This window comes from Lentzea sp. NPDC059081, assembly GCF_042738015.1.
Taxonomy (GTDB): Bacteria; Actinomycetota; Actinomycetes; order Mycobacteriales; family Pseudonocardiaceae; genus Lentzea.
Genome location: NZ_JBHYGW010000054.1, coordinates 1 through 21,980, shown reverse-complemented (window position 1 = coordinate 21,980; position 21,980 = coordinate 1). Strand labels below are relative to the sequence as shown.

24 protein-coding genes are annotated in these 21,980 nt (G+C 70.0%); 14 read left to right on the top strand and 10 right to left on the bottom strand.

What is annotated here, in order from left to right; translation table 11 throughout:
• Positions 1-107: 107 nt before the first annotated feature.
• Genes ACFWV3_RS45110 through ACFWV3_RS45090 form a run of 5 tightly spaced genes read right to left on the bottom strand, consistent with a single transcriptional unit; the run spans position 108 to position 4,263 of the window.
• Complete coding sequence (locus ACFWV3_RS45110; RefSeq protein ID WP_382420442.1) at positions 108-809, bottom strand: urease accessory protein UreD; 702 nt, start codon at positions 807-809, stop codon at positions 108-110.
• Complete coding sequence (ureG, locus tag ACFWV3_RS45105) at positions 806-1,441, bottom strand: urease accessory protein UreG (RefSeq protein ID WP_382420440.1); 636 nt, start codon at positions 1,439-1,441, stop codon at positions 806-808. Before ureG ends, ACFWV3_RS45110 begins: the two co-directional genes overlap by 4 nt.
• Entirely contained in the window at positions 1,431-2,042 is a 612-nt protein-coding gene (locus ACFWV3_RS45100) for an urease accessory protein UreF (protein ID WP_382420466.1), read from the bottom strand. Before ACFWV3_RS45100 ends, ureG begins: the two co-directional genes overlap by 11 nt.
• Positions 2,039-3,721 carry an urease subunit alpha gene (locus ACFWV3_RS45095; RefSeq protein WP_382420438.1) on the bottom strand — a complete coding sequence of 561 codons (1,683 nt, stop codon included), beginning with the start codon at positions 3,719-3,721 and terminating at the stop codon, positions 2,039-2,041. Before ACFWV3_RS45095 ends, ACFWV3_RS45100 begins: the two co-directional genes overlap by 4 nt.
• The gene (locus ACFWV3_RS45090; RefSeq protein WP_382420464.1) at positions 3,718-4,263 is read right to left on the bottom strand and encodes an urease subunit beta; all 546 of its coding nucleotides are present in this window, start codon (positions 4,261-4,263) and stop codon (positions 3,718-3,720) included. The genes ACFWV3_RS45095 and ACFWV3_RS45090 overlap by 4 nt, the downstream gene beginning before the upstream one ends.
• Positions 4,264-4,461: 198 nt before the next feature.
• Here ACFWV3_RS45090 and ACFWV3_RS45085 point away from each other — a divergent pair, with 198 nt between their 5' ends.
• From ACFWV3_RS45085 to serC, 5 genes are all read left to right on the top strand, one after another.
• Entirely contained in the window at positions 4,462-5,286 is an 825-nt protein-coding gene (locus tag ACFWV3_RS45085; protein WP_382420436.1) for an ABC transporter ATP-binding protein, read from the top strand.
• Positions 5,283-6,086, top strand: a complete 804-nt coding sequence (locus ACFWV3_RS45080; protein WP_382420434.1) for an ABC transporter permease — start codon at positions 5,283-5,285, stop codon at positions 6,084-6,086. The genes ACFWV3_RS45085 and ACFWV3_RS45080 overlap by 4 nt, the downstream gene beginning before the upstream one ends.
• On the top strand, positions 6,065-7,120 hold the full coding sequence (locus tag ACFWV3_RS45075; RefSeq protein ID WP_382420432.1) for an ATP-binding protein: 1,056 nt from the start codon (positions 6,065-6,067) through the stop codon (positions 7,118-7,120). The genes ACFWV3_RS45080 and ACFWV3_RS45075 overlap by 22 nt, the downstream gene beginning before the upstream one ends.
• Positions 7,117-7,719, top strand: a complete 603-nt coding sequence (locus ACFWV3_RS45070) for a response regulator (protein WP_382420430.1) — start codon at positions 7,117-7,119, stop codon at positions 7,717-7,719. Before ACFWV3_RS45075 ends, ACFWV3_RS45070 begins: the two co-directional genes overlap by 4 nt.
• 114 nt (positions 7,720-7,833) lie before the next feature.
• Positions 7,834-8,961 carry a phosphoserine transaminase gene (gene serC, locus ACFWV3_RS45065; protein ID WP_382420428.1) on the top strand — a complete coding sequence of 376 codons (1,128 nt, stop codon included), beginning with the start codon at positions 7,834-7,836 and terminating at the stop codon, positions 8,959-8,961.
• 52 nt (positions 8,962-9,013) lie between these two features.
• Here the strand turns inward: serC and ACFWV3_RS45060 are convergent, their stop codons facing one another.
• The gene (locus tag ACFWV3_RS45060) at positions 9,014-10,126 is read right to left on the bottom strand and encodes an ABC transporter permease (RefSeq protein WP_382420462.1); all 1,113 of its coding nucleotides are present in this window, start codon (positions 10,124-10,126) and stop codon (positions 9,014-9,016) included.
• Between the two features lie 95 nt (positions 10,127-10,221).
• Here ACFWV3_RS45060 and ACFWV3_RS45055 point away from each other — a divergent pair, with 95 nt between their 5' ends.
• Positions 10,222-11,430 (top strand): RNA-guided endonuclease InsQ/TnpB family protein, encoded by a 1,209-nt coding sequence (locus ACFWV3_RS45055; RefSeq protein ID WP_382420426.1) that lies wholly within the window; start codon positions 10,222-10,224, stop codon positions 11,428-11,430.
• A gap of 6 nt (positions 11,431-11,436) precedes the next feature.
• Here ACFWV3_RS45055 and ACFWV3_RS45050 read toward each other — a convergent pair whose 3' ends face one another.
• From ACFWV3_RS45050 to ACFWV3_RS45040, 3 genes are read right to left on the bottom strand one after another with little or no spacing between them, the layout of a single operon-like run.
• Complete coding sequence (locus tag ACFWV3_RS45050) at positions 11,437-12,087, bottom strand: ABC transporter ATP-binding protein (protein ID WP_382420424.1); 651 nt, start codon at positions 12,085-12,087, stop codon at positions 11,437-11,439.
• Positions 12,084-13,124: a peptidoglycan-binding protein gene (locus ACFWV3_RS45045; RefSeq protein WP_382420422.1), complete on the bottom strand. Its 1,041-nt coding sequence runs from the start codon at positions 13,122-13,124 to the stop codon at positions 12,084-12,086. The genes ACFWV3_RS45050 and ACFWV3_RS45045 overlap by 4 nt, the downstream gene beginning before the upstream one ends.
• 8 nt (positions 13,125-13,132) lie before the next feature.
• On the bottom strand, positions 13,133-13,621 hold the full coding sequence (locus ACFWV3_RS45040) for a hypothetical protein (RefSeq protein WP_382420420.1): 489 nt from the start codon (positions 13,619-13,621) through the stop codon (positions 13,133-13,135).
• Between the two features lie 89 nt (positions 13,622-13,710).
• Here ACFWV3_RS45040 and ACFWV3_RS45035 point away from each other — a divergent pair, with 89 nt between their 5' ends.
• The 6 genes from ACFWV3_RS45035 (at position 13,711) to ACFWV3_RS45010 (ending at position 17,930) form a co-directional block, all read left to right on the top strand.
• Positions 13,711-14,370, top strand: coding sequence for a response regulator transcription factor (locus ACFWV3_RS45035; protein WP_382420418.1), 660 nt, complete (start codon positions 13,711-13,713; stop codon positions 14,368-14,370).
• Positions 14,367-15,518, top strand: a complete 1,152-nt coding sequence (locus ACFWV3_RS45030) for a sensor histidine kinase (RefSeq protein WP_382420416.1) — start codon at positions 14,367-14,369, stop codon at positions 15,516-15,518. The genes ACFWV3_RS45035 and ACFWV3_RS45030 overlap by 4 nt, the downstream gene beginning before the upstream one ends.
• 101 nt (positions 15,519-15,619) lie before the next feature.
• Entirely contained in the window at positions 15,620-16,582 is a 963-nt protein-coding gene (gene sepH, locus ACFWV3_RS45025) for a septation protein SepH (RefSeq protein ID WP_382420414.1), read from the top strand.
• A 46-nt stretch (positions 16,583-16,628) separates the two neighbouring features.
• The gene (locus tag ACFWV3_RS45020) at positions 16,629-16,964 is read left to right on the top strand and encodes a hypothetical protein (RefSeq protein WP_382420412.1); all 336 of its coding nucleotides are present in this window, start codon (positions 16,629-16,631) and stop codon (positions 16,962-16,964) included.
• A gap of 42 nt (positions 16,965-17,006) precedes the next feature.
• Positions 17,007-17,438: a hypothetical protein gene (locus ACFWV3_RS45015; protein ID WP_382420410.1), complete on the top strand. Its 432-nt coding sequence runs from the start codon at positions 17,007-17,009 to the stop codon at positions 17,436-17,438.
• Between the two features lie 69 nt (positions 17,439-17,507).
• Positions 17,508-17,930 carry a hypothetical protein gene (locus ACFWV3_RS45010; protein ID WP_382420408.1) on the top strand — a complete coding sequence of 141 codons (423 nt, stop codon included), beginning with the start codon at positions 17,508-17,510 and terminating at the stop codon, positions 17,928-17,930.
• Here the strand turns inward: ACFWV3_RS45010 and ACFWV3_RS45005 are convergent.
• The gene (locus ACFWV3_RS45005; protein WP_382420406.1) at positions 17,917-18,141 is read right to left on the bottom strand and encodes a hypothetical protein; all 225 of its coding nucleotides are present in this window, start codon (positions 18,139-18,141) and stop codon (positions 17,917-17,919) included. The two genes, ACFWV3_RS45010 and ACFWV3_RS45005, sit on opposite strands and share 14 nt — an antisense overlap.
• A gap of 157 nt (positions 18,142-18,298) precedes the next feature.
• On the opposite strand from ACFWV3_RS45005, the gene ACFWV3_RS45000 reads away from it, so the two are divergent.
• On the top strand, positions 18,299-20,041 hold the full coding sequence (locus tag ACFWV3_RS45000; protein ID WP_382420404.1) for an ABC transporter ATP-binding protein: 1,743 nt from the start codon (positions 18,299-18,301) through the stop codon (positions 20,039-20,041).
• A complete protein-coding gene (locus tag ACFWV3_RS44995) occupies positions 20,038-21,882 on the top strand; it encodes an ABC transporter ATP-binding protein (protein ID WP_382420402.1) in 1,845 nt (614 codons plus the stop codon). Before ACFWV3_RS45000 ends, ACFWV3_RS44995 begins: the two co-directional genes overlap by 4 nt.
• Positions 21,883-21,980: the final 98 nt, after the last annotated feature.

Here is a 21,980-nt window from a genome sequence, read left to right as displayed (position 1 = left end):
ACCATACGCACGGCGAACGGATCCCGAAACCGCCTGCGTGGTGATGACGCCCACCTGAACGGTGACTTTCCGTGGTTTGAAGCCTCTGTATCGAGTCCGTGATCGAGTCAGATGGCGTCGAGCGCCCGTGTGACCGTCACCACGTCGTCACCCAGTGCGGTGGCAAGGGTTCCGCCTGCTGCCAACGGAACGGCGCTCCACCACTCGCCGCCGCGCGACGGGCGTTCCACCGCGTCGAGGACCAGCTCGGTGCCGATCACGCGCTTGCCCGCCAGACCGGCCGAGGACCCGCCGAACACCGGGTCGCCGACCGCGAGCTCCTGGTGCAACAACGGCTTGCCACAACGGGTTGCGCGCACCGACGTCGTCACCGTCCCCGGCGACTCGCCGGTGCGGCCGAGCACCAGGACCTCACGGGTTCGCAACTCCGCGTGACCGTCCAATTCGGCCTCCACCACGGCGGTGTGCCGGGCGCGGCTCGTCACCACCGTCGGCTCCGGCAGGTAGCGGACCGATCCCTCGACCAGGAACCGGACTTCGGACGAGGAGGCCTCACCGGACGAACCGGGCAGCAGCAGGGTGGCCGCCACGCCGCGGAGCTCGAGCGAGGCCCCCGGTCCGACTTCGACGGTCAGCGACAACGAATCGCCGCCGAGAGGGGCCGTCACCGACGAAACCAGGTGCACCAGCGCAACAGGTCCCACGCGCCGGTGGGGAACCAGCGTCAGGGGCGACTGCGAGCGGAGGACCCGCACGACGCTGTTGCCGTGCGAGTCCACCGTGACGACGAGACGCGCGGACGCCTTCACAGCTGGGCCAGCACCCACTTCGCGACCTCGGGCGCCTCCGGGGTCTCGACGAGCGACTGGGCGATCACCGGCAGCTCGCCGCGCATGCGGTGGGCGTCGGAGATCATCACGTCCATGTCCGCGCCGACGAACGGGGCCAGGTCGATCTTGTTGATCACCAGCAGGTCGGCCGTCGTGACGCCGGGCCCGCCCTTGCGCGGCACCTTGTCGCCGCCGGCCACGTCGACCACGAAGATCTGCCGGTCGACCAGGCCGCGGGAGAACACCGCGGTCAGGTTGTCGCCGCCGCTCTCGATGATCACCAGGTCCAGCGCCGGGTACCGGTGCTCCAGGCGTTCGACGGCGTCGAGGTTCGCGGTGATGTCGTCGCGGATCGCGGTGTGCGGGCAGCAGCCCGTCTGCACGGCCTCGATGCGCGTCGGGTCCAGCACGCCCGCGCGACGCAGGAAGTCGGCGTCCTCGGTCGTGTAGATGTCGTTGGTGACGACCGCCAGCTCCAGCTGGGAGCCCAGCGCCCGGCACAACGCCGCCGTCAGCGCGGTCTTGCCGCTGCCGACGGGGCCGCCGATGCCGATGCGCGGCGCCTTCCCGTGGTGGTGGTCGTGCGGGTCCGGACCGTGGTCAGCTCCCAAAGAGACGCACCCCTTCGCGTCGAACATGTGCCTCTGCCAAGAGGTCCAAGGCAGGTGAACCGAGCGCGGGCAGCTCCTTGCACGCCCGCGTGGCGACTTCCTCGACGGCGAGCGAAGCCACGATCGCGTTGACCCCGAACGGGTCGAGCCCGAGCAACCGGACCGCCGCCGAGGCCGGTCCGCTCACGGCGAGATAAGCGCAGGTCAACGCGGCTTCGTAGGGCTCGCCGACCAGCACGCCGATGACCAGCGGCTGGTGCGGGTCGCGCGGCAGCGAGTCGAGCCGCGGCGACGGCCAGGCGCGCCGGGCCGCCCGCAGCATGCCGCGTCCCTGCGCCCGCGACGCCTCGCGTTGGGCAGGCGACGGCGTGCGGGCGTCGAGCTCCGCGTCCAGCACCGCCAGGTCCTCGCCCCGCGCCGCCGCGGCCGCGAAACCCGCCGCCAGCAGACCGGCGCCGAGCAGCCGGCCGCGCAGGAACGACTCCAGCGTCGGCTCGTCGCGCACCAGGCCGCGCGCGGCGGCCTCCTCCAGTCCCCCGGAGTGCACGTGGCCGCCGCCGGGGAAGCGGGAGTCGGCGAGGATCAGCGCGATCAGCATCAGAACAGGAAGTACCGCTGGGCCATCGGCAGCTCGGCGACCGGCGCCGGCTCGACCAGGTCGCCGTCGACGTGCACGGCGAAGCTGTCCGGGTCGACCCGCACGTCGGGCATCGCGTCGTTGAGGAGCATGTCCGCCTTGGTTACCGACCGGGTGTTGGTCACCGGCAGCACGCGCCGCGCGTACCGGGCGGCGATGCCCGCGTCGATCGCCTGCGGCGCCACGAAGAACACCGACGACGCGGCACCGGCCGTGGCTCCGAACATCGGTCGCGCCCACACCGGTTGCGGCGTCGGGATCGAGGCGTTGGCGTCGCCCATCGCACCCCACGCGATGAACCCGCCCTTCAGCACCACCGACGGCCGCACGCCGAAGAACTTCGGCTCCCACAGCACGAGGTCCGCGAGCTTGCCGACCTCGACCGAGCCGACCTCCGCGTCGATGCCGTGCGCGATGGCGGGGTTGATCGTGTACTTGGCGACGTACCGGCGCGCCCGCAGGTTGTCGTCGAGGGTGCGCCGCGACGACATGACGTGCGCGGTCTGCCAGGTTCGGATGATCACTTCGCCGACGCGGCCCATGGCCTGCGAGTCGGACGAGATCATCGAGATCGCGCCCAGGTCGTGCAGCAGGTCCTCGGCCGCGATCGTGGTCGGCCGGATGCGCGACTCGGCGAACGCCAGGTCCTCCGGCACGGACGGGTTGAGGTGGTGGCAGACCATCAGCATGTCGAGGTGTTCTTCGAGCGTGTTGACGGTGTGCGGGCGCGTGGGGTTCGTCGACGACGGCAGCACGTTCGGCAACGAGACGACCCGGATGATGTCCGGCGCGTGCCCGCCGCCGGCGCCCTCGGAGTGGTAGGCGTTGATCGACCGGCCGCCGATGGCGTCCACAGTGGACTCCAGGAACCCGGCCTCGTTCAACGTGTCCGTGTGGATCGCGACCTGCACCCCGGACGCGTCGGCCACCCGCAGGCAGGCGTCGATCGCGGCGGGCGTGGTGCCCCAGTCCTCGTGCAGCTTGAACCCGCCGGCGCCACCGACGAGCTGCTCTTCCAACGCCTCGGTCGAGACCGTGTTCCCCTTGCCCAGCAACAGGACGTTGATCGGCATGTGGTCCATCGACGTCAGCATCCGGTCGAGGTACCAGGCGCCCGGCGTGACGGTCGTGGCCTTGGTGCCCTCCGCGGGACCGGTGCCGCCGCCGACCAGCGTCGTGAGCCCGGACGCCAGCGCCTCGTCGACGATCTGCGGGCAGATGAAGTGGACGTGGCAGTCGATGCCGCCCGCGGTGAGGATCTTCCCGTTGCCGGACAGGATCTCCGTGGACGGGCCGATGACGAGGTCGGGGTGCACGCCGTCCATCGTGTCGGGGTTGCCGGCCTTGCCGATCGCGACGATCCGCCCGTCCCGCACGCCGACGTCGGCCTTGACGACACCCCAGTGGTCGAGGATCACCGCGCCGGTGATGACCAGGTCGGGAGCCCCCTCGGCCCTGGTCGCGATCCCCTGCCCCATCGACTCGCGGATCACCTTGCCGCCGCCGAAGATCACCTCGTCGCCGGACGCGGGCCCGCGGGCCAGGTCCTCGGTGACCTCGATGAACAGGTCGGTGTCGGCGAGCCTGATCCGGTCGCCGACCGTCGGCCCGAGCAGCTCGGCGTAACGCTCGCGGTCGATCATCGCTGCAACCCCCGCACGATCCTCAAGCCTGCCAACGGAACCAGCGTGACCTCGCGCTCGACGCCGGGCTCGAAGCGCACGGCCGTGCCCGCCGGGATGTCGAGCCGGTAGCCGAACGCGGCCTCCCGGTCGAACTCCAGCCCCGTGTTGACCGAGGCGAAGTGGAAGTGCGACCCGACCTGGACGGGCCGGTCGGCGGCGTTGACGACGGTCATCGTGACGCGCGGCCGGCCGGGGTTCAGCTCGACGGGCTCGGAGCCGACGACCACCTCACCCGGCGCCGGACCGGCCGACGGCGCGATGGGGTGGTGGACCGTGACGAGCTTGGTGCCGTCCGGGAAAGTCCCCTCGACCTGCACCGAGTCGATCATCTCCGGCACCCCGCGCATGACCTGCTCGGGTGCGAGCACCGTGCGGCCGCTCTCCATGAGCTCGCTGACCGTGCGACCGTCCCGTGCGCCTTCCAGCACGTGGTCGGTGATCAACGCGACGGCTTCGGGGTAGTTGAGGAGCACCCCGCGTTCGAGCCGGCGGCGGGCCACGTCGGCGGCGACGTGCACGAGGAGCTTGTCGCGTTCATGCGGCGTCAGATGCACTGCGTCGTTCTAACACGGGAAAGCTCGAGATCGCGGAGTGGAAACACGGCCGAAACACGGACGCGTGTCCACCGACCGGTTGACAGCCGGGGTCAGCGGTGCGGTCGTCCCGCGGGGAGGGCCCGAAACCGCAGGATTTACCCCATGAACGCGATCCGGGTGAGGGGCCTGACGAAGGCCTACAAGGGCCACCAGGCGGTGGCAGGGGTGGATCTGGACGTCGCCCGCGGCGAGGTGTTCGCGGTGCTCGGTCCGAACGGGGCCGGCAAGACGACGAGCGTCGAGATCCTGGAGGGGCACCGCGACCGCGACGGCGGCGAGGTCAGCGTGCTGGGGGTGGATCCGGCCAAGGGCGACAGGCAGTGGCGCTCGAAGCTCGGCATCGTCCTGCAGAGCGCGACGGACGCCGCGACGTTGACGGTGCGCGAGGCCGTTCAGCACTACGCGAAGTACTACGGGGACCCGCGGGACCCCGAGGAGGTCATCGACCTCGTCGGGCTCACCGAGAAGGCCAGGTCGCGGGCGGGCACGTTGTCCGGCGGCCAGCGCCGCCGGTTGGACGTGGCGCTCGGCATCATCGGGCGGCCCGAGCTCGTCTTCCTCGACGAGCCGACGACCGGCTTCGACCCCGAGGCGCGCCGCCAGTTCTGGGGGCTCATCAAGCTGCTGGCCGCCGAGGGCACCACGATCCTGCTGACCACGCACTACCTCGACGAGGCAGAGGCGCTCGCCGACCGCGTGGCCGTGCTCGCCGGCGGCCGGATCGTCGCCGAGGGCACGCCGCAGACGCTCGGCGGCCGCGCGCACGCCGACGCCACGGTCCGGTGGCTGTCCGGCAACGGCTACACCGAGGTCAGGACCTCCGAGCCCACCAAGGTCGTCGCCGAGCTGTCCCGCGACGGTGAACTGGCCGAGCTCACCGTCACCCGTCCGTCGCTGGAAGACGTCTACCTGGAGCTGATCAAATGACCACCGCGGTCCCGGCCCTGCCCTCGACGCTGTCGCTCGGTCTCGCGAGGGGTGCGACCGAGCTGCGGGAGTTCTTCCGGCAGAAGGAAAGCCTCATCTTCACGGTGTCGCTGCCCGCGATCCTGATGCTGCTGCTCGGCACCGTCTACGTCTCCGAGCCGGCGCACGGCCAGATGTTCGCGGCCAGCATGATCGGCGCCGGCATCATCTCGACGTCGTTCGTCGGACTGGGCATGAGCGTCGTCGCCGACCGCGAGGACGGGACGCTCAAGCGGTTGCGCGGCACGCCGATGCCGTTCACGTCCTACTTCATCGGCAAGGTCGTCCTGGTCTTCGTGTCGAGCCTGGTCGAGGCCGCGCTGCTGATGGCGGTGGCCGTGCTGCGGTTCGACGTCGAGCTGCCCTCGACGGCGGAGAAGTGGTTCACGTTCGGCTGGGTGTTCACGCTCGGCGTCATCTCGTGCTCGCTGATCGGCGTGGCGCTCAGTTCGATCGCCAAGAACACGCGGAACGCCGCGGGCGTGCTGAACCTGCCGTACATCGTGCTGCAGTTCCTCAGCGGTGTGTTCATCATGCAGACGGCTCTGCCGGAGTCGCTGCGCGTCACCGGCTCGCTCTTCCCGCTCAAGTGGGTGTGTCAGGGTTTCCGCTCGGTGTTCGCACTGGACGACGGCTACGCGGTCATGGAGGCGGCGGGATCATGGGAGCTCGGGAAGATCGCGCTGGTGCTCGGGGCGTGGACGATCGCGGGTCTCGTGCTCGTGAGCAGGACTTTCAGGTGGAGCAACACCAGCAGCTGACGACCTGGTACGTGCTCTTCGCACTGACCCAGCTCACCACGATCACGCTGGTCCTGGTGGACGCCAACCCCCTCGCCGACAGGCTGTCGGCGGCGGGGTTGCTCGTCTTGAACGGCCTGTGGTTCCTCGTTTACGGCAACCGGCTGCTCAGGGCCGGGATCGAGGACCGGCGCGGCTTCGTCTACGCGGCCGGTTCGCTGGCTCTGTGGGCGCCGGCGGTCTGGCTGTCGGGCAACGCCACCTTCGCGTTGTTCGGGCTGGTGCCGCAGATCTACATGGTGCTGCCGGTGACGTGGGCGTTCTTCCCGATGGTGGTCTTCGTCTTCACCCCGCAGCTCCTCACCTGGCTGGCCGGCGCCGACGCCGCGCTGCCGTGGCCGGCGGCGTTGCTGATCGTCGGCTTCTCGCAGGCGTTCGGCTGGGCGGTCAGCCGGATCGCGCAGCAGAACAAGCAACGCGGTGAGCTGCTGGAACGCATCGAGGCGCTGACGATCGAGGCCGAACGGGCGCGCTGGGCAGCCGAGATCCACGACACCCTCGCGCAGGGCTACACGTCGATCATCACGCTGCTGCAGGGCGCCCAGCCGAACGTCGACCTGGCGCTGCGGACCGCCCGCGAGAACCTCCGGGAGGCACGAGCGCTGGTCGCGGCCAACTCACCGTCCCCTTTGGACGGATCGACGCTGGAGGACGCGCTGCGGCGACTGGTGAACGGCATGGCGCTGCCGTCGTCCTTCCGGGTGATCGGCGACGTCGTGCCGCTGGCGACCTCGGTCGACGTGGTGCTGTTGAGGACCGTTCAAGAGGCGCTCAACAACGTGACGAGACATTCGGGGGCGGCACGGGTGGACGTGGTGATGAGGTTCGACTCCGACGGGGTGTCCCTGGAGGTGCGCGACGACGGACGCGGGTTCGGCGACGCACCCGAGGGCTTCGGCCTGCGGGGGATGCGTGCTCGTCTCGAACAGGTGGGTGGGACGCTGTCGCTGTCCTCGGACGAGGGGGCGTCAGTGCTGGTGGAGGTGCCGCTGTGATCAGGATCCTGCTGGTGGACGACCACCCGGTGGTGCGCCAGGGCCTTCGCGGCATGCTCGTCGCGGACGACCTGGAGGTCGTCGGCGACGCGGGGTCGGGCCAGGAGGCGGTGCTGAAGGCCGCCGAGCTCAAGCCGGACGTCGTGCTGATGGACCTGCGCATGCCCGAGATGGACGGTGTCGCCGCCACCGCACGGATCGTCGGAACCGGGCCTCGCGTGCTGGTCCTGACCACCTACGAGACCGATTCGGACATTCTTCGCGCCGTGGAGGCCGGGGCGTCCGGGTACCTGCTCAAGGACTCGACCACCGAAGACCTGATCGCGGCGATCCGCGCGGCCTCGCGAGGCGAGACGGTGCTGGCGCCGTCGATGGTCGCGAAGGTCGTCGGCCAGGTCCGCACCCCACCGCTGTCCGCGCGGGAGGCGGAGGTGTTGCGCCTGGTCGCGAAGGGTCTGTCGAACGTCGAGATCGGGCGGTCGCTGTTCATCTCGGAGGCGACCGTGAAGACCCACCTGCTGCGGGTGTTCAACAAGCTGGGCGTCTCGGATCGGACTGCGGCAGTCACCACGGCGCTGGATCGGGGGATGTTGCAGTGACCCAGGACACCCGGCCGACATCTCCCGTCTACTCGCCTGCAACACTGTGAACTCCGGCAACGGCGCCGGTCACAGGTCCCTGAAGCTCGTCAATCGCCCCGGAGGCGTGACCACATGACCCAGACCGCCGATCCGACCTCGTTGGTGCTTCCCGCCGAGCTCAAGCCGTCCGACGGCCGCTTCGGCTGTGGACCGTCCAAGGTGCGTCCCGAGGCCGTGCAGGCCCTCGCCACCGAGGGTGCCGCACTGCTCGGCACCTCCCACCGGCAGAAGCCCGTCAAGAACCTCGTCGGCCGCGTCCGCTCCGGACTGCGCGAGCTGTTCCAGCTCCCCGACGGCTACGAGGTCGTGCTCGGCAACGGCGGCACCACGGCGTTCTGGGACGCGGCGTCGTTCGGGCTGGTCCGCGAGACCGCGCAGCACTTCACCAACGGCGAGTTCTCCTCCAAGTTCGCGAAGGTCACGCAGACCGCGCCGTTCCTGAAGGACTCGCTGGTCACGAAGGCGGAGCCGGGCACCGCGCCGGAGCTGTTCTACGCCGACGGCGCCGACCTGGTCGGCTGGGCGCAGAACGAGACGTCGACCGGTGTGGCGATGCCGGTCAAGCGCATCGAGGGCTCGGACGGCGCGCTGATCGCGATCGACGCCACGTCCGGTGCCGGTGGTCTGCCGGTGAAGGCCGAGGACTTCGACGTCTACTACTTCGCGCCGCAGAAGTCGTTCGCGTCCGACGGTGGCCTGTGGCTCGCGCTCATGTCGCCCGCGGCCCTCCAGCGCGTCGAGGAGCTCAAGGACCGCTGGGTGCCGGAGTTCCTGTCGCTGCCGACCGCGCTCGACAACTCCACCAAGGACCAGACGTACAACACGCCGTCGGTCGCCACGCTCTTCCTGCTGGCGCACCAGATCGACTGGATCAACGGCAACGGCGGCCTCGACTGGGCCGTGGCGCGCACCAAGGACTCGAGCGACCGCCTCTACTCCTGGGCCGAGAAGACCGCGTACACCACGCCGTACGTCGAGAAGGCCGCCGACCGCTCGCAGGTCGTCGGCACGATCAACTTCAGCGACGACGTGGACGCCGCGACCGTCGCGAAGGTGTTGCGCGCCAACGGCATCGTCGACGTCGAGCCGTACCGCAAGCTCGGCAAGAACCAGCTGCGCGTCGCGATGTTCCCGGCCATCGAGCCGGACGACGTCACGATCCTCACGCAGGCGATCGACTGGGTCGTCGGCCAGATCTGAGTTCCGGCACCTGGGGCGCACCGACTCACTCGTCGGTGCGCCCCAGGGCTTTTCAGGCGAGTGCTTCCGTGGGCGACTGACGCGCCGCCCGCACCGCCGGGTACACGCCGGCGATGGCGCCGATGACGACGGCCGAACCCACTCCCCCGAGCAGGGCCGGCCAGGGCAGTGCCGCCGGCCACCGCTGGCTGATCGAGTAGCCCGCCGTGACCGCGATCCCGACGATCACCCCGACCAGCCCGCCGAGGCCGGACAGCAGCACCGACTCGGTGAGGAACTGCCACCTGATCTGCCGCCGGGTCGCCCCGAGCGCCCGCCGCAGACCGATCTCCCTGCGCCGTTCCAGCACCGAGATCACCATCGTGTTCGCCACGCCGACGCCTCCCACCAACAACGCGACCCCGCCCAAACCCAGGAACAACGCGTTGTAGGAGCTCTCCGCCAGCTGCTGCGCCTCCAGAGCCTCCGACGGCCTGGACACCTTGACCTCGTTGGACCTCTGCGGGTTCAACGTCGGCCCGAGCAGGGTGCGGACGTTCTCGACCTCCTCGGGAGTCGTCCGGACGTAGACGGTGTTCGCGTTCCCCTCGAACCCGAACGCCTCCTTCGCCGCGTCCCACCCGACCAGCGCGGACCTGTCGATCTCCGGCGCCAGCGGCAACGGCCCGAGGATGCCGACCACGGTGAACCACTGCCCGTCGATCCACAGCTGCACACCGGGCTCGTCCACGCCCAGCCGCGCCGCCGCGGTGCCCCCGAGCACCACGGACTTCTCGCCGGGCGAGAGCCACCGCCCCTGCCGCACCTCGGCGTCGAGCACCTTCAGCAGGTCCTGCTCGGCCGCCTGCACCTGCAGGCCGAGGGTGTCGCTGGCGGGCACGAGGTCGTTCTTGCGCACGTTCGCGGAGATCTTGCCGGTGGCACTGGCCGCCGACACCGCGCCGATCCGCTTGGCCATCGGCACCGCGGTCTCCGGCAGCTTGGCGTCGGCGCCGAAGAAGTCCTGGCCGGGTGCGGCCGTGAGCAGGTTGGTGCCCAGCTTGGACATCTTCTCCTGCAACGCGGCGGCGCTGGAGGCCGGGATGCCGACGACGGCGACCACGGCGGCGATGCCGATGGCGATGCCCAGTGCGGAGAGGACGGCGCGGATGGGGCGGGTCCGCATGCCGAAGAAACCGAGGCGCAGCAGGTCGATCACAACGCCCTCCTGATGAGCGCCCGAACTCGGCTCACCGAGTCGTCTCGAGTAGGTTGTCCTTCATGCGAACGGCCTACAAGTGCCGGGCCTATCCGACTTCTGAACAAATAGCGGCGCTGTCGCGCACCTTCGGCTGCGTGCGTCTGGTGTGGAACATGACGCTGGACGAACGGACTCGTCGCTACCGCACCGAGAAGACGCGAACGACGTACCGGGAGACCGACGCGACGCTGACCGAATGGAAGCGAAGCGATGAACTCGCCTTCCTGTCGGAGGTGTCGTGTGTGCCGTTGCAGCAAACATTGCGCCATCAGCACACGGCGTTCCAGAACTACTTCTCCGGACGCGCTCGCTACCCGAGGTTCAAATCCCGCACGGGTAGGCAGAGCGCGCACTACACGCGTTCCGCGTTCCGGATGCGCGGTGGTTTGCTCGTCCTGGCCAAAACGAGCTCGCCGCTTCGGTTCGCCTGGTCCTTCGACGACGTGGACGTCACCGAGCTGAGCCCGACCATGGTCATCGTCTCCCGCGAGTCCGATGGTCGCTGGTACGTGTCGTTCGCCGTGGACGTCCCCAAGCCCGATTCCGTCGCTGCGACGACGCGCGAGATCGGAGTCGATCTCGGCCTGAAGGACTTCCTGGTGACCAGCGACGGTGACCGGGTGGCCAACCCCCGCCTGCTGGCTCGAAGAGCTCGCAACCTCAGTCGTCACCAGCGTCGGCTGGCTCGATGCCTGAGGGGCAGCAACAACCGGCTCAAGGCAAAGGCGAAGGTCGCCCGCGCCCACCGCAAAGTCCGCAACGCCCGCCGGGACTTCCTGCACCGCACCAGCACCGCGCTTGTTCGGTCCTCCGGGACGATCGTGATCGAGGATCTCAACGTCGCGGGCATGGTTCGCAACCGACGTCTGTCCCTCGCCATCTCCGACGTTGGATGGGGCGAGTTCCGGCGACAACTCCAGTACAAGTGCGAACGTGCCGACCGCACGTTGATCGTGGTCGATCGCTGGTACCCCTCCAGCAGAACCTGTTCCGCCTGCGGACACCTTCTCGCCACGCTCGAGCTCTCCACCCGGCACTGGACGTGTCCGGGCTGCCGCACCCGGCACGACCGGGACCTCAACGCGGCCAAGAACATCCTTGCGGCCGGTCGAGCCGTAGCCCGAGGTGGCTCGGGCGATGCCTGTGGAGCTGATGTCAGACGGCAAGGGGAACCCCTTCCGCGATCGGCGATGAAACAGGAAGCTCATGCCGTGAGATCCGGTTCTTGAGCGAAGTCAAACGATCACCCCGTCGCGGACCTCGACGCGGCGCGGCGCCCACGCCGCGATGTCCCGGTCGTGCGTGATCAGCACGATCGTCGTGCCGTCGGAGTTGAGGCGCTCCAACAACTCCAGCACCCCGGCACCGTTCTGCGTGTCCAGGTTCCCGGTCGGCTCGTCGGCCAACAGGATCCCGGGCGTGTTCACGACGGCCCGTGCGATCGCGACGCGCTGGCGTTCGCCGCCGGACAGCTCGTGCGGCTTGTGCAACGCCCGGTGCAACAGCCCCACTCTGTCCAAAGCGGACATCGCGAGCGCACGACGCTTCGAGCGCGGCACGCCGGCGTAGACGAGGCCCGAGGCCACGTTCTCGATCGCCGACAGGCCCTCGGTCAGGAAGAACTGCTGGAACACGAAGCCGATCGTGCGGGCTCGCAAGGCCGACAAGGCGTTGTCGGACAACGAGGACACGTCGTGGCCGTCGATCTCGACGCGACCCGTGGTGGGCTTGTCGAGCGTGCCCATCAGGTGCAGCAACGTCGACTTGCCCGAGCCGGACGGGCCCACGATCGCGAGCATCTCCCCGCCCCCGACGGTCAGGGAGACGTCGCGCAGCGCCTGCACGCCGCCGGGGTACGTGCGGCTCGCGTGGTCGACGGTGATCACTCGGTGGTCACCACCTTCATGCCCTCGCGCAGGCCTTCGCCCTGCACCTCGACCTGGCCCTTGGCGAAGATGCCGACGGTGACCGGGATGGTCCTGCCGTCGTCGGTGACGAGGCCGTAGCCGCCCTCGGCCAGCGCGAGCAGCGCGCCGATCGGGACCGCGAGCACGTTCTGCTTCCTCGCCACGGTGAAGACGGTGGTGACGCTGCCGGTCTCGATGCCCTCGGCGGCCTTCGGGTCGTCGACGGAGATGGTCAGCACGATCTTCGGCTTCTGCCCCTGGTTCGGGTCGCCGGCGGTGCGGGTGACCCCGGTGATGGTGCCGGTGGTGGGCTTGCCGCCGGTGATCGACAGCTCGACCTTCTCGCCCTGCTTCGCGAGGCGCTGCTTGGACTGCTCCAGCTCGACGGTCACCGCTCGTTCGGTGCCGGTGACCTTCATCAGGTCACCGCCGGCGGGGGCGCCCAGCTGGGCGTTCAGCGACGAGACGCGGACCGCTCCCGGCTGCACGACGACGTCGCCGGAACCGAGCTTGCCGGTCTGCTCCAGGCCGTTCGCCTTCTGCCACTTCTTCAGCGCGGTGGACGTGTAGTAGGTGAACCTGTCGTCGGGGGTGCCGAAGTCGGCGAACCCCAGTGCGGCCAGGTTCTCCTCCACCACCTTGACGTCGGGGCCGTTCGACATGCCCGACTCGAGGTCGCGGTAGAGCGGGGTCTCGCCGTAGAACAACGGCACCGGCTTGGCGTCCGAGTAGAAGGTCGGCTTGCCCCGCTCGATGACGTCGCCCTGCTTCGGCAGGCCCGTGACGGTGCCGCCTTTCCGGCTGGCCAGCGCTCGTTCCGCGCCGTAGCCGAGCTGGCCGGTCACCGACTGCTGGTCGGCGAGGTTCGTCCTCTTCACCGGCGCCGTCTTCGCCGGGTCGTTCTGCAACGGCGCGGCGTTGGCCTGGTCGGCGGCGACTCTCGTCAGCACCACGACCCCGCCGGTGCCGAGCAGCACCGCGGCGACGAGCGCGGCGATGACGACCTTCCTGTTCACGCGGCGCCTCATCCGGCCGGCCTCGCAGCGCTCATCTCGCCCAGGCCGCAGTCCTTCATGTCCTGCTTGACCTTCTCGTCCTCCATGTCGGGCAGCTCGATGGCCTCGACGGGGCCACCGCCCTCGAACTTCGGGTCGGGCCAGTTGTAGCCCCTGTCGCGCATGCACTTCGCCTGCTGGCGCATCTTGTCCTGCTCCTCCGGCGACGGCGGCTTGAACTCGCCGCCGTTGGGCAGGTACTGCTTGCACGCGTTGTGGGCGGCCGACATCTTCTCGGCGCCGGCGTCGTCGCCCGCAGCGACACCGGGGAGGCCGAGCGTGACGGCGCCGCCTTCGCCCTGCGGGTCCGGCATGTCGACGCCGTTGTCCCGCATGCACTGCGCGAACTTGACCATGTCCGCCCTGTCGTCCTTCTTCTGCTCGTTCTCCGCCGGCTTGCTGCCGCAGGCGGTCAGCGCCATCAGCAAGGCGAAGAGGAGCACGGTGGTTTTCTTCACGGCGACAGGTCTACGGAGGTGGTCATTCGGCCCCGTTAAGCGAAAGCCCTTATCCGGCGCTTATCCCCCTCGCGCGGAAAATAGGCGCCATGCGTGTGCTGGTGGTCGAGGACGAACAGCTGCTCGCGGACACGATCGCCGAGGGACTGCGCAGGTTCTCCATGGCGGTCGACGTCTGCTACGACGGCGAGGCGGCGCTGGAACGCGTCGGCGTGCACTCGTACGACGTCGTGGTGCTCGACCGGGACCTGCCGTTCGTGCACGGCGACGACGTGTGCAAGGCGGTGCACGCGTCCGGCGGCGAGGCGCGGGTGCTGATGCTGACGGCGGCGGCCGAGGTGGACGACCGCGTCGCGGGCCTGGGGCTCGGTGCCGACGACTACCTGACCAAGCCGTTCGCGTTCGCCGAACTGGTCGCGCGCGTGCAGGCGCTGGGCCGCCGGGCCCGTCCCGCGTTGCCGCCGGTGCTCGAACGCGCGGGCGTGACGCTGGACCTGCCGCGGCACCAGGCCGCGCGCGACGGGCGGTACCTGCCTCTCTCACCCAAGGAGTTCGCGGTGCTGGAGGTGCTGATGCGGGCGGAGGGCACCGTCGTGAGCGCGGAGGAGCTGCTGGAGAAGGCGTGGGACGAGCACGCCGACCCGTTCACCAACGCCGTGCGGGTGGCGGTGATGACGCTGCGCCGCAAGCTGGGCGCGCCGCAGGTCATCGAGACCGTGCCCGGCGCCGGCTACCGGTTCGGCTCATGACGCTGCGGACCAGGCTGACGGCCTGGTACGCCGGGGTGTTCCTGATCGCGGGCATCGCGCTGATCGGGCTCAACTACTGGCTGCTGGCGGACTGGCAGCCGCTGTCGGGCGGCATGGCGGCGGCCACGCGGGCGACGGCCCCGACGGCGCTGATCGACGACTACCCGACGTACCCGGCGGTCGAGGCGGCGCAACTGCCCGCCGACACGCTCGTGTTCACCGCCGCCCAGGTCAAGGCCGACACGATGAGCACCGTCCTGTGGCAGTCGGTCATCGCGCTGCTGGTGGCCGCCGTGCTCGCCGTCTCGCTGGGCTGGGTGGTGGCCGGGCGGGTGCTGGAGCCGTTGCACTCGATCACCGCCACCGCGCACCGGCTGGAGGCGGAGCGCCTGGACCAGCGCATCGAGCTGGACGGGCCGCCCGACGAGCTCAAGGAGCTCGCGGACACCTTCGACGGCATGCTCGACCGGCTCGCGTCGTCGTTCGACAGCCAGAAGCGGTTCGTCGCGAACGCCTCCCACGAGCTGCGCACGCCGCTGGCCGTGCAGCGGACGTTGATCGAGGTGGCACTGGCCGCGCCGGACGCGACCGACGAGGTCCGCCGACTCGGAGCGCACCTGCTCGACACGAACGAGCGAAGCGAGCGGCTCATCGACGGGTTGCTGGTGCTCGCGCGCAGTGACCGCGGCCTGACGACGCGGGAGCTGGTCTGGCTGGACGAGGTGATCGACGACGAAGTGGAGTCGTGCGCCGCGCTGGCGGCCGAGAAAAAGGTCACGTTTGCCGTCGAGACCCGCAGGTATCTGGTCGACGGCGATCCGGTCTTACTTGCCCAGCTCGTCGGCAACCTGTTGCGCAACGCCGTCCTCTACAACAAGCCCGGCGGTTCCGTCTCGATACGCCTTGATCAAGAACTCGTCGTGACCAACACCGGCCCCACCGTGCCTGCCCAGGCAGTACCCGGGTTGTTCGAGCCCTTCCGACGTCTGCGCGACCGCACCGGGACCGCCGGATCGGGCCTCGGACTGTCGATCGTCCAGTCCGTGGCGAAGGCTCATCAGGGCTCAGCGAGGGCTCGTCCGAACGGGGGAGGCGGGCTGGTGGTCCAGGTGAACCTTCCGGAAACGGGAGTGCGACAGGCCTCGTGAACTGGCAAGATCACGTAGAGATATCGGCGAGTCTCCCACTTGTGGACGCTCCGTTGTCCTAACGTTGTCTGCTGGCGAGGTGCGAATTCAGGGAGGCCACGATGCGAGCGCTGCGAGTCATCGGGCTCGACGAGGACGGCAAGTCCGTCATCCTCGAGGACCCCGAAAACCGCGGCGAGCGCTTCACGCTCCCCGCAGACGAGCGCCTTCGGGCGGCCCTGCGCGGTGACCTCGCGCGCCTCGGCCAGATGCAGATCGAGTCCGGCGAGGCCCAGATGCGGCCGCGCGAGATCCAGGCCCGCATCCGCGCCGGTGAGTCGATCGAGCAGGTCGCGGCCGCCTCGGGCATGCCGGCGAACCGGATCGAGCGCTTCGCCTACCCGGTCCTGCTGGAGCGTTCCCGCACGGCCGACCTGGCCCAGCGCGCGCACCCGGTCCGCGAGGACGGCCCGGACGTGCAGACGCTCGGCGAGGTCGTGGCGCACTCGTTCGGCCAGCGCGGCCACGACCTGTCCGACACCAAGTGGGACTCGTGGCGCGGCGACGACGGCCGCTGGATCGTGCAGCTGCACTGGATGACCGGGCGCTCGGACAACCGCGCGCACTGGCACTTCCACCCTGGTGCGCAGGGCGGCACGGTGACGGCGCTCGACGACGCCGCGGTCGACCTGATGGACCCGAACCCGAACCGGACGCTCCGCACGGTGCGCCCGGTGACGCAGCTGGCGCGGCAGGCCCTGGAGGCGACTCCGGTGCTGCCCGCGTCCGTGCCCGTGGTCCCGGTGGTCCCCGTGGTTCCCGCCGCCGAGGAGCCGGCCCCCGTGCCGGTTCCCGCACAGGCACCGCCGCCCGCTCCCGTGGTCGCCGAGAAGCCGGTGGTCCAGGAGAAGCAGCCAGAACCGGAGCCCGCTCCCGCCCCTGCCGCACCGCCGGTGAAGAAGGAGCAGGAGCCCGCCGCGGAGAAGCCGGTCCGCAAGGACCCTCCTCCGAAGCGGGGGAAGAAGAACCACCCCATCGTCCCGTCGTGGGAAGACGTTTTACTGGGCGTGCGGTCGAACCGCTGAGTGAGGCGCTGACACCGTGGGACGTCGTGTCGCGCTGGCTGCCGGAGTGGGTGCACTCCTCGGGCTGGCCTGGTGGGGGATGTTCGAGCTCATCGCCTCCGGGGCGGTCTGCACGTTCGACGACTGGGGCTGCCTCGGCACCTTCGTGATGGCCGTTCCGGTCTTCGCGGTGGTGGCGGCGGTTCTCGGCGGGATCCTGCTGCGGTCCACGGGTGAGTCGCGGGCATGGCTGGTGGCCGTGCCCCCGACCCTCATGGCGACGGTGGCGATGGTGTTCCTGCTGGCGGTGCCGTGGCTCGGGTTCGCGGTGTTCGCGCTGATGTACGTGTTGATCGCGGTGCTCACGTCGGCACGCGGTGAAGGTGCTGTGGAGGGTTCGTGAAGATCGGGCCCCGCTGACCGTCCTTCCGCTATTCCTGGTCGCATGGTGGTGCGCACGGCCCTCGGAGCCGTCGTCGGAACGGTGGTGGGCGGCGGGTTCCTGCTGACCCTGAACTCGGTCGTGCGGTACTGCAACGGCGGGCCCGGCCGCGCGCCGTGCGGCTCGATCGGGCTGGTGGTCCCCACCGGCTTCGTGGTCTGGGCCCTGCTGGCAGGGCTGTTCGTCGTGGCCGGGTTCCACTTCCTGCACCAGAGGCACGGCCTGTGGGTGGTGGGTGCGGGCGCCGTGCTGTGGGTGGCGCTGGTCGCGGCGGTCTACCACGTGTCGCGCGAGTACCTCGACCTGTACCAGGCGGACCGCGGGCCCGTCATCGCCGTGGCGATCGTGATCGCGCCGTGCGTCTCGTACGCCGTCGCCGCGCTGTCCATCGGCCGGGACGCGCCGGTGGCCCGGCCGGCGGAGTCCCAATCGTGACGCTCACGTCAGCAGCAGCCGTCTCCCACGCCTTGGCCGCTGCGGTGACCGCTCGTTACCGTGGCAGGCGTGACCGAACAGAGCACCGCGGGGAAGACCGGTAGGACCGGGCGCAGGCTGCTGTTCCGGGTGGTCCTGTCGATGGCCGTCGGAGCAGGGCTCGTGCTCGGCTGGACCTGGGCGTACGAGTCGGGCTTCCTGAAGTCGTGGCTCGACAGCACGTCGATGTCGACGTTCCTGTTGCTCGTGCTGGTCGGGCTGCCGCTCGCGCTGGTGTCGTCACTGGTGCTGGCCGGGCCGATCCTGTGGGTCTTCGGGGTGCGGCCGGTGTGGCCGATCATCCTGCTCGGACCGGTCGTGCTGGGTATCGGGCTCTACTTCAAGGTGCACGAGCCCGCGATGGCGTGGTTCACCAACAGGCACCACGCCGAGGCGTTGCTCGCGGCCGTCGCCTACGGGCTGGTCGCGCTGGTCACGTTCAAGAGGTCGTAGGCACCTCGTCGAGCAGATGTAGGTCCCAGCCCTCGCTCTCACACCAGTCCTCGGCCTCCTCGCGGGAGACGAACATGGCGTGCCGCGGCCGCGGGCCCGGCAGGTGGTCCCAGCCGTCGGGGGCCAGCACGTAGCTGGCACCGTCGCGGGTGGCGATCAGCCGTCCGTGTGGAAACGCCATCGTCTGCTCGGTCCGCAGATACCGCGTCATGGCCACAATCGTGCCCTTGACCTCGACCTATGTCGAGACTGCAGGCTCCGGTGAGGAGAAAAACCGGATGCTGAACGCGGGTCGTCCTTCGTACTTTGGAGACGACCTGGAGGGGGCTCGCTGCGTGAGCGATCAACGTAACTCGACAATCAGGACCTTGCGGAGGTTGTGGCCGTACGTGCGGCCGCACCGCGCACGGATGGCTGTCGTGCTGTCGGCGACGATGCTCGCGATGCTGTGCGGTCTCGGCATCCCGCTGCTCACGCAGCGCATCGTCGACGGTCCGATCCAGCACAAGGAGACCGCGGTGCTGCCGTGGCTGATCCTGGGCGTGCTGGCGCTCGGGCTCAGCGAGGCGGGGTTGTTCTACATCCGCCGCAAGCTCGTCGCCCGGCCGGCGGCGGAGGTCGAGGCACGCATGCGGTTCGACCTGTACCAGCGGTTGCAGCGGCTGCCGGTGGCGTTCCACGACCGGTGGCAGTCGGGTCAGCTGCTGTCCCGCGCGACCAACGACCTCACGACCGTGCGGCGCTTCGTGGCGTTCGCGGTGATCTTCCTGATCGTGAACAGCCTGGTCGTGCTGATCGGGCTGGGCATCATCGCGGCGCTCTCGCCGTGGCTCGTGATCGTGTCGCTGTGCGGCGCACTGCCGTTGATCTTGATCTCGTTCTTCTTCGAGTCGAGGTTCAAGGTCGTGGCGCGCAAGGCGCAGGACCAGTCGGGCGACCTGACCACGACGGTCGAGGAGTCGGTGCTCGGCATCCGGGTGCTCAAGGCGTTCGGGCGCGGGCCGGAGCTCTCGAAGCGGTTCCTGGCGCAGGCGCGCGAGCTGCGGTCGACCGAGCTGCACAAGATCTCGATCCTGGCCGCGCTGTGGTCGGTGCTGATCGTGCTGCCGGAGCTGTCGATCGCGGGCATGCTCGGCGTCGGCGCGATCGGCATCGTGAACGGCTGGATGACGGTCGGCACGCTGGTCGCGGCGGTCGCGGTGAGCGCCTACCTGCGCTGGCCGATCGACTCCATCGGCTGGTTGCTCGCCGAGACGAACCAGGCCGCCGCCGCGCTGGAGCGGTACTGGGAGGTCATCGACGAACCCGTGACGATCACCAGCCCCGCCTCGCCCGTGCCGCTGCCGACGCCGCTGCGCGGGCACGTCCGTTTCGAGGACGTGCGGTTCGCGTTCGAGGACGGCCGCGAGGTGCTCCAGGGCGTCGACCTCGACCTGCGGCCCGGCGAGACCGTGGCGCTGGTCGGGGCGACCGGCTCGGGCAAGACGACGCTGACGGCGCTGGTGCCGCGACTGGCCGACGTGACCGGTGGGCGGATCACGATCGACGGCGTGGACGTGCGGGACCTCTCGCTGGAGGACCTGCGCACGGCCGTCGGCACCGCGTTCGAGGAGCCGGTGCTGTTCTCCGCGTCGGTGACCGAGAACGTGGCGCTGGGCGTGCCCGACGTGGACGAGGACCGGGTGCGCGAGGCGTTGCGGGTGGCCAAGGCCGAGGAGTTCGTGTACGCGCTGCCGTGGGGTCTCGCGACGCGCATCGGTGAGCAGGGCCTGTCGCTGTCCGGTGGTCAGCGGCAACGGCTGGCGCTCGCGCGTGCGGTCGTCGGGAAGCCCGCGGTGCTGGTGCTGGACGACCCGCTGTCGGCGCTCGACGTCCACACCGAGGCCGAGGTCGAGGCGGCGCTGCGCCGGGTGCTGCGCGGTGTCACGGCACTGGTCGTGGCGCACCGGCCGTCGACCGTGCAGCTGGCGGACCGCGTCGCGATGCTGGTCGACGGCAGGATCGCCGCCGTCGGCCCGCACCGGGAGTTGTTGGAGCACAACGAGGAATATCGGCGCCTGCTGTCCAGTATGGACAGTGAGGACAAGGTGGAGGAGGAGGTGGCGTCGTGAGCGCGGCAGCTGTTCAACCGGTGGCCGAGGAAGAGGAGTGGCGCGGCGTCGCCGCCGAGGAGATCGAGGAGATCTCGCACCGGACGGGCCTGCGGCTGCAGGCCCGGTCGCGCAAGCTGCTGGGGTCGTTGCTGCGCCCGCACGTGGCCCGCGCGTCACTCGCGGTCGCCGCGGTGGTCGGCGGCAACCTCGCGGGCCTCGCCGGGCCGTTGCTGATCGCCGCCGCGATCGACCGGGGCATCCCGGCGGCGCTCGGTGGTGGCGCGTCGATCCTGGTCTGGTGCGTCGTCGGCTACGCGGTCTGCGCCGGCCTGCAGACGTTCCTGCGCTGGGCGTTCCTGCGGATCTCCGGCCGCGTGGGCCAGGACCTGCTGCTGGACCTGCGCGGGCGGATCTTCCGGCACTCGCAGCGGCTCTCGGTGGGCTTCCACGAGTCCTACACGTCCGGCAAGGTCATCGCGCGGCTGACGAGCGACGTCGACGCGTTGCAGGACCTGCTGGAGGAGGGCCTCGACAGCCTGTTCAACGCGGCCCTGTCCGTCGCCGGCATCGCGGTGATCCTGATCTGGCTCGACCCGCCGCTGGCGACGGTCGTGGTCGCGGGCTTCATCCCGGCGTACTTCATCTGGCGCTGGTTCCGCCGCCGCTCGATGGACGCCTACCGCGGCACCCGCGGCGCGATCGTGAAGATCATCGTGCAGTTCGTGGAGTCGATGAACGGCATCCGCGCGGTGCAGGCGTTCCGGCGCCAGCCCCGCAACGAGCAGATCATGAAGGGCTTCAACGGCCAGTTCCGCGACGCGAACACCGACGCGCTGGGCGTGATGGCCACGTTCGTCTCGACGATCCGCATGATCGGCAACGTGTCGCTGGCCGTCGTGCTGGCGTGGGGCGCCTACCGGGTCACGGGCGGCTCGATGGAACTGGGCGTGCTGGCGGCGTTCACGCTGTACCTGCGCCGGTTCTACGACCCGTTCGACGAGCTGGCGATGTTCGCGAACTCGTACTCCTCGGCCACGGCGGCGCTGGAGAAGATCTCCGGCCTGCTGGAGGAAGAGCCGTCGGTGCCGGAGCCGTCGTCGCCGGTGGCCCTGCCGCACGCGCGGGGTGCGATCACCTTCTCCGACGTCGAGTTCCGCTATCCCGGCACGTCCCGGCTGGTGCTGCCGCAGTTCTCGCTGGACGTGCCCGCCGGTCAGACGGTGGCGTTGGTCGGTGCCACCGGTGCCGGCAAGACCACGCTGGCCAAGCTGGTGGCGCGGTTCTACGACGCGTCGTCCGGCGCGGTGCGGCTCGACGGCGTGGACCTGCGTTCGGTGGCCGACACCGACCTGCGCCGGGCCGTGGTGATGGTGACGCAGGAGAACTTCCTGTTCTCCGGGTCGGTCGCGGACAACATCGCCCTGGGTCGTCCGTCCGCCTCGCGAGCCGAGGTCGAGGCCGCGGCGGCCGAGGTGGGGGCGCACGAGTTCATCTGCGCCCTGCCGGACGGGTACGACACGGACGTCCGCAAGCGGGGTGGGCGGCTGTCGGCCGGACAGCGGCAGATGGTGGCGTTCGCACGGGCGTTTCTCGCGGATCCCGCCGTGCTGGTGCTGGATGAGGCAACATCGTCCTTGGACGTGCCCACCGAACGTGCGGTGCAGGCGGCGCTGGAGACGGTGCTGGCCGACCGGACGGCGTTCATCATCGCCCACCGGTTGTCGACGGTCCTGATCGCGGACCGCGTTCTGGTGCTCGATGGTGGCATTGTGGTGGAAGACGGCTCCCCCGCGGAGCTGATCGGTGAGCAGGGTCGGTTCGCGGCTCTGCACACGGCCTGGCGCGACTCGCTCGCGTGAGGCCTGGTGCTGGATGAGGCAACATCGTCCTTGGACGTGCCCACCGAACGTGCGGTGCAGGCGGCGCTGGAGACGGTGCTGGCCGACCGGACGGCGTT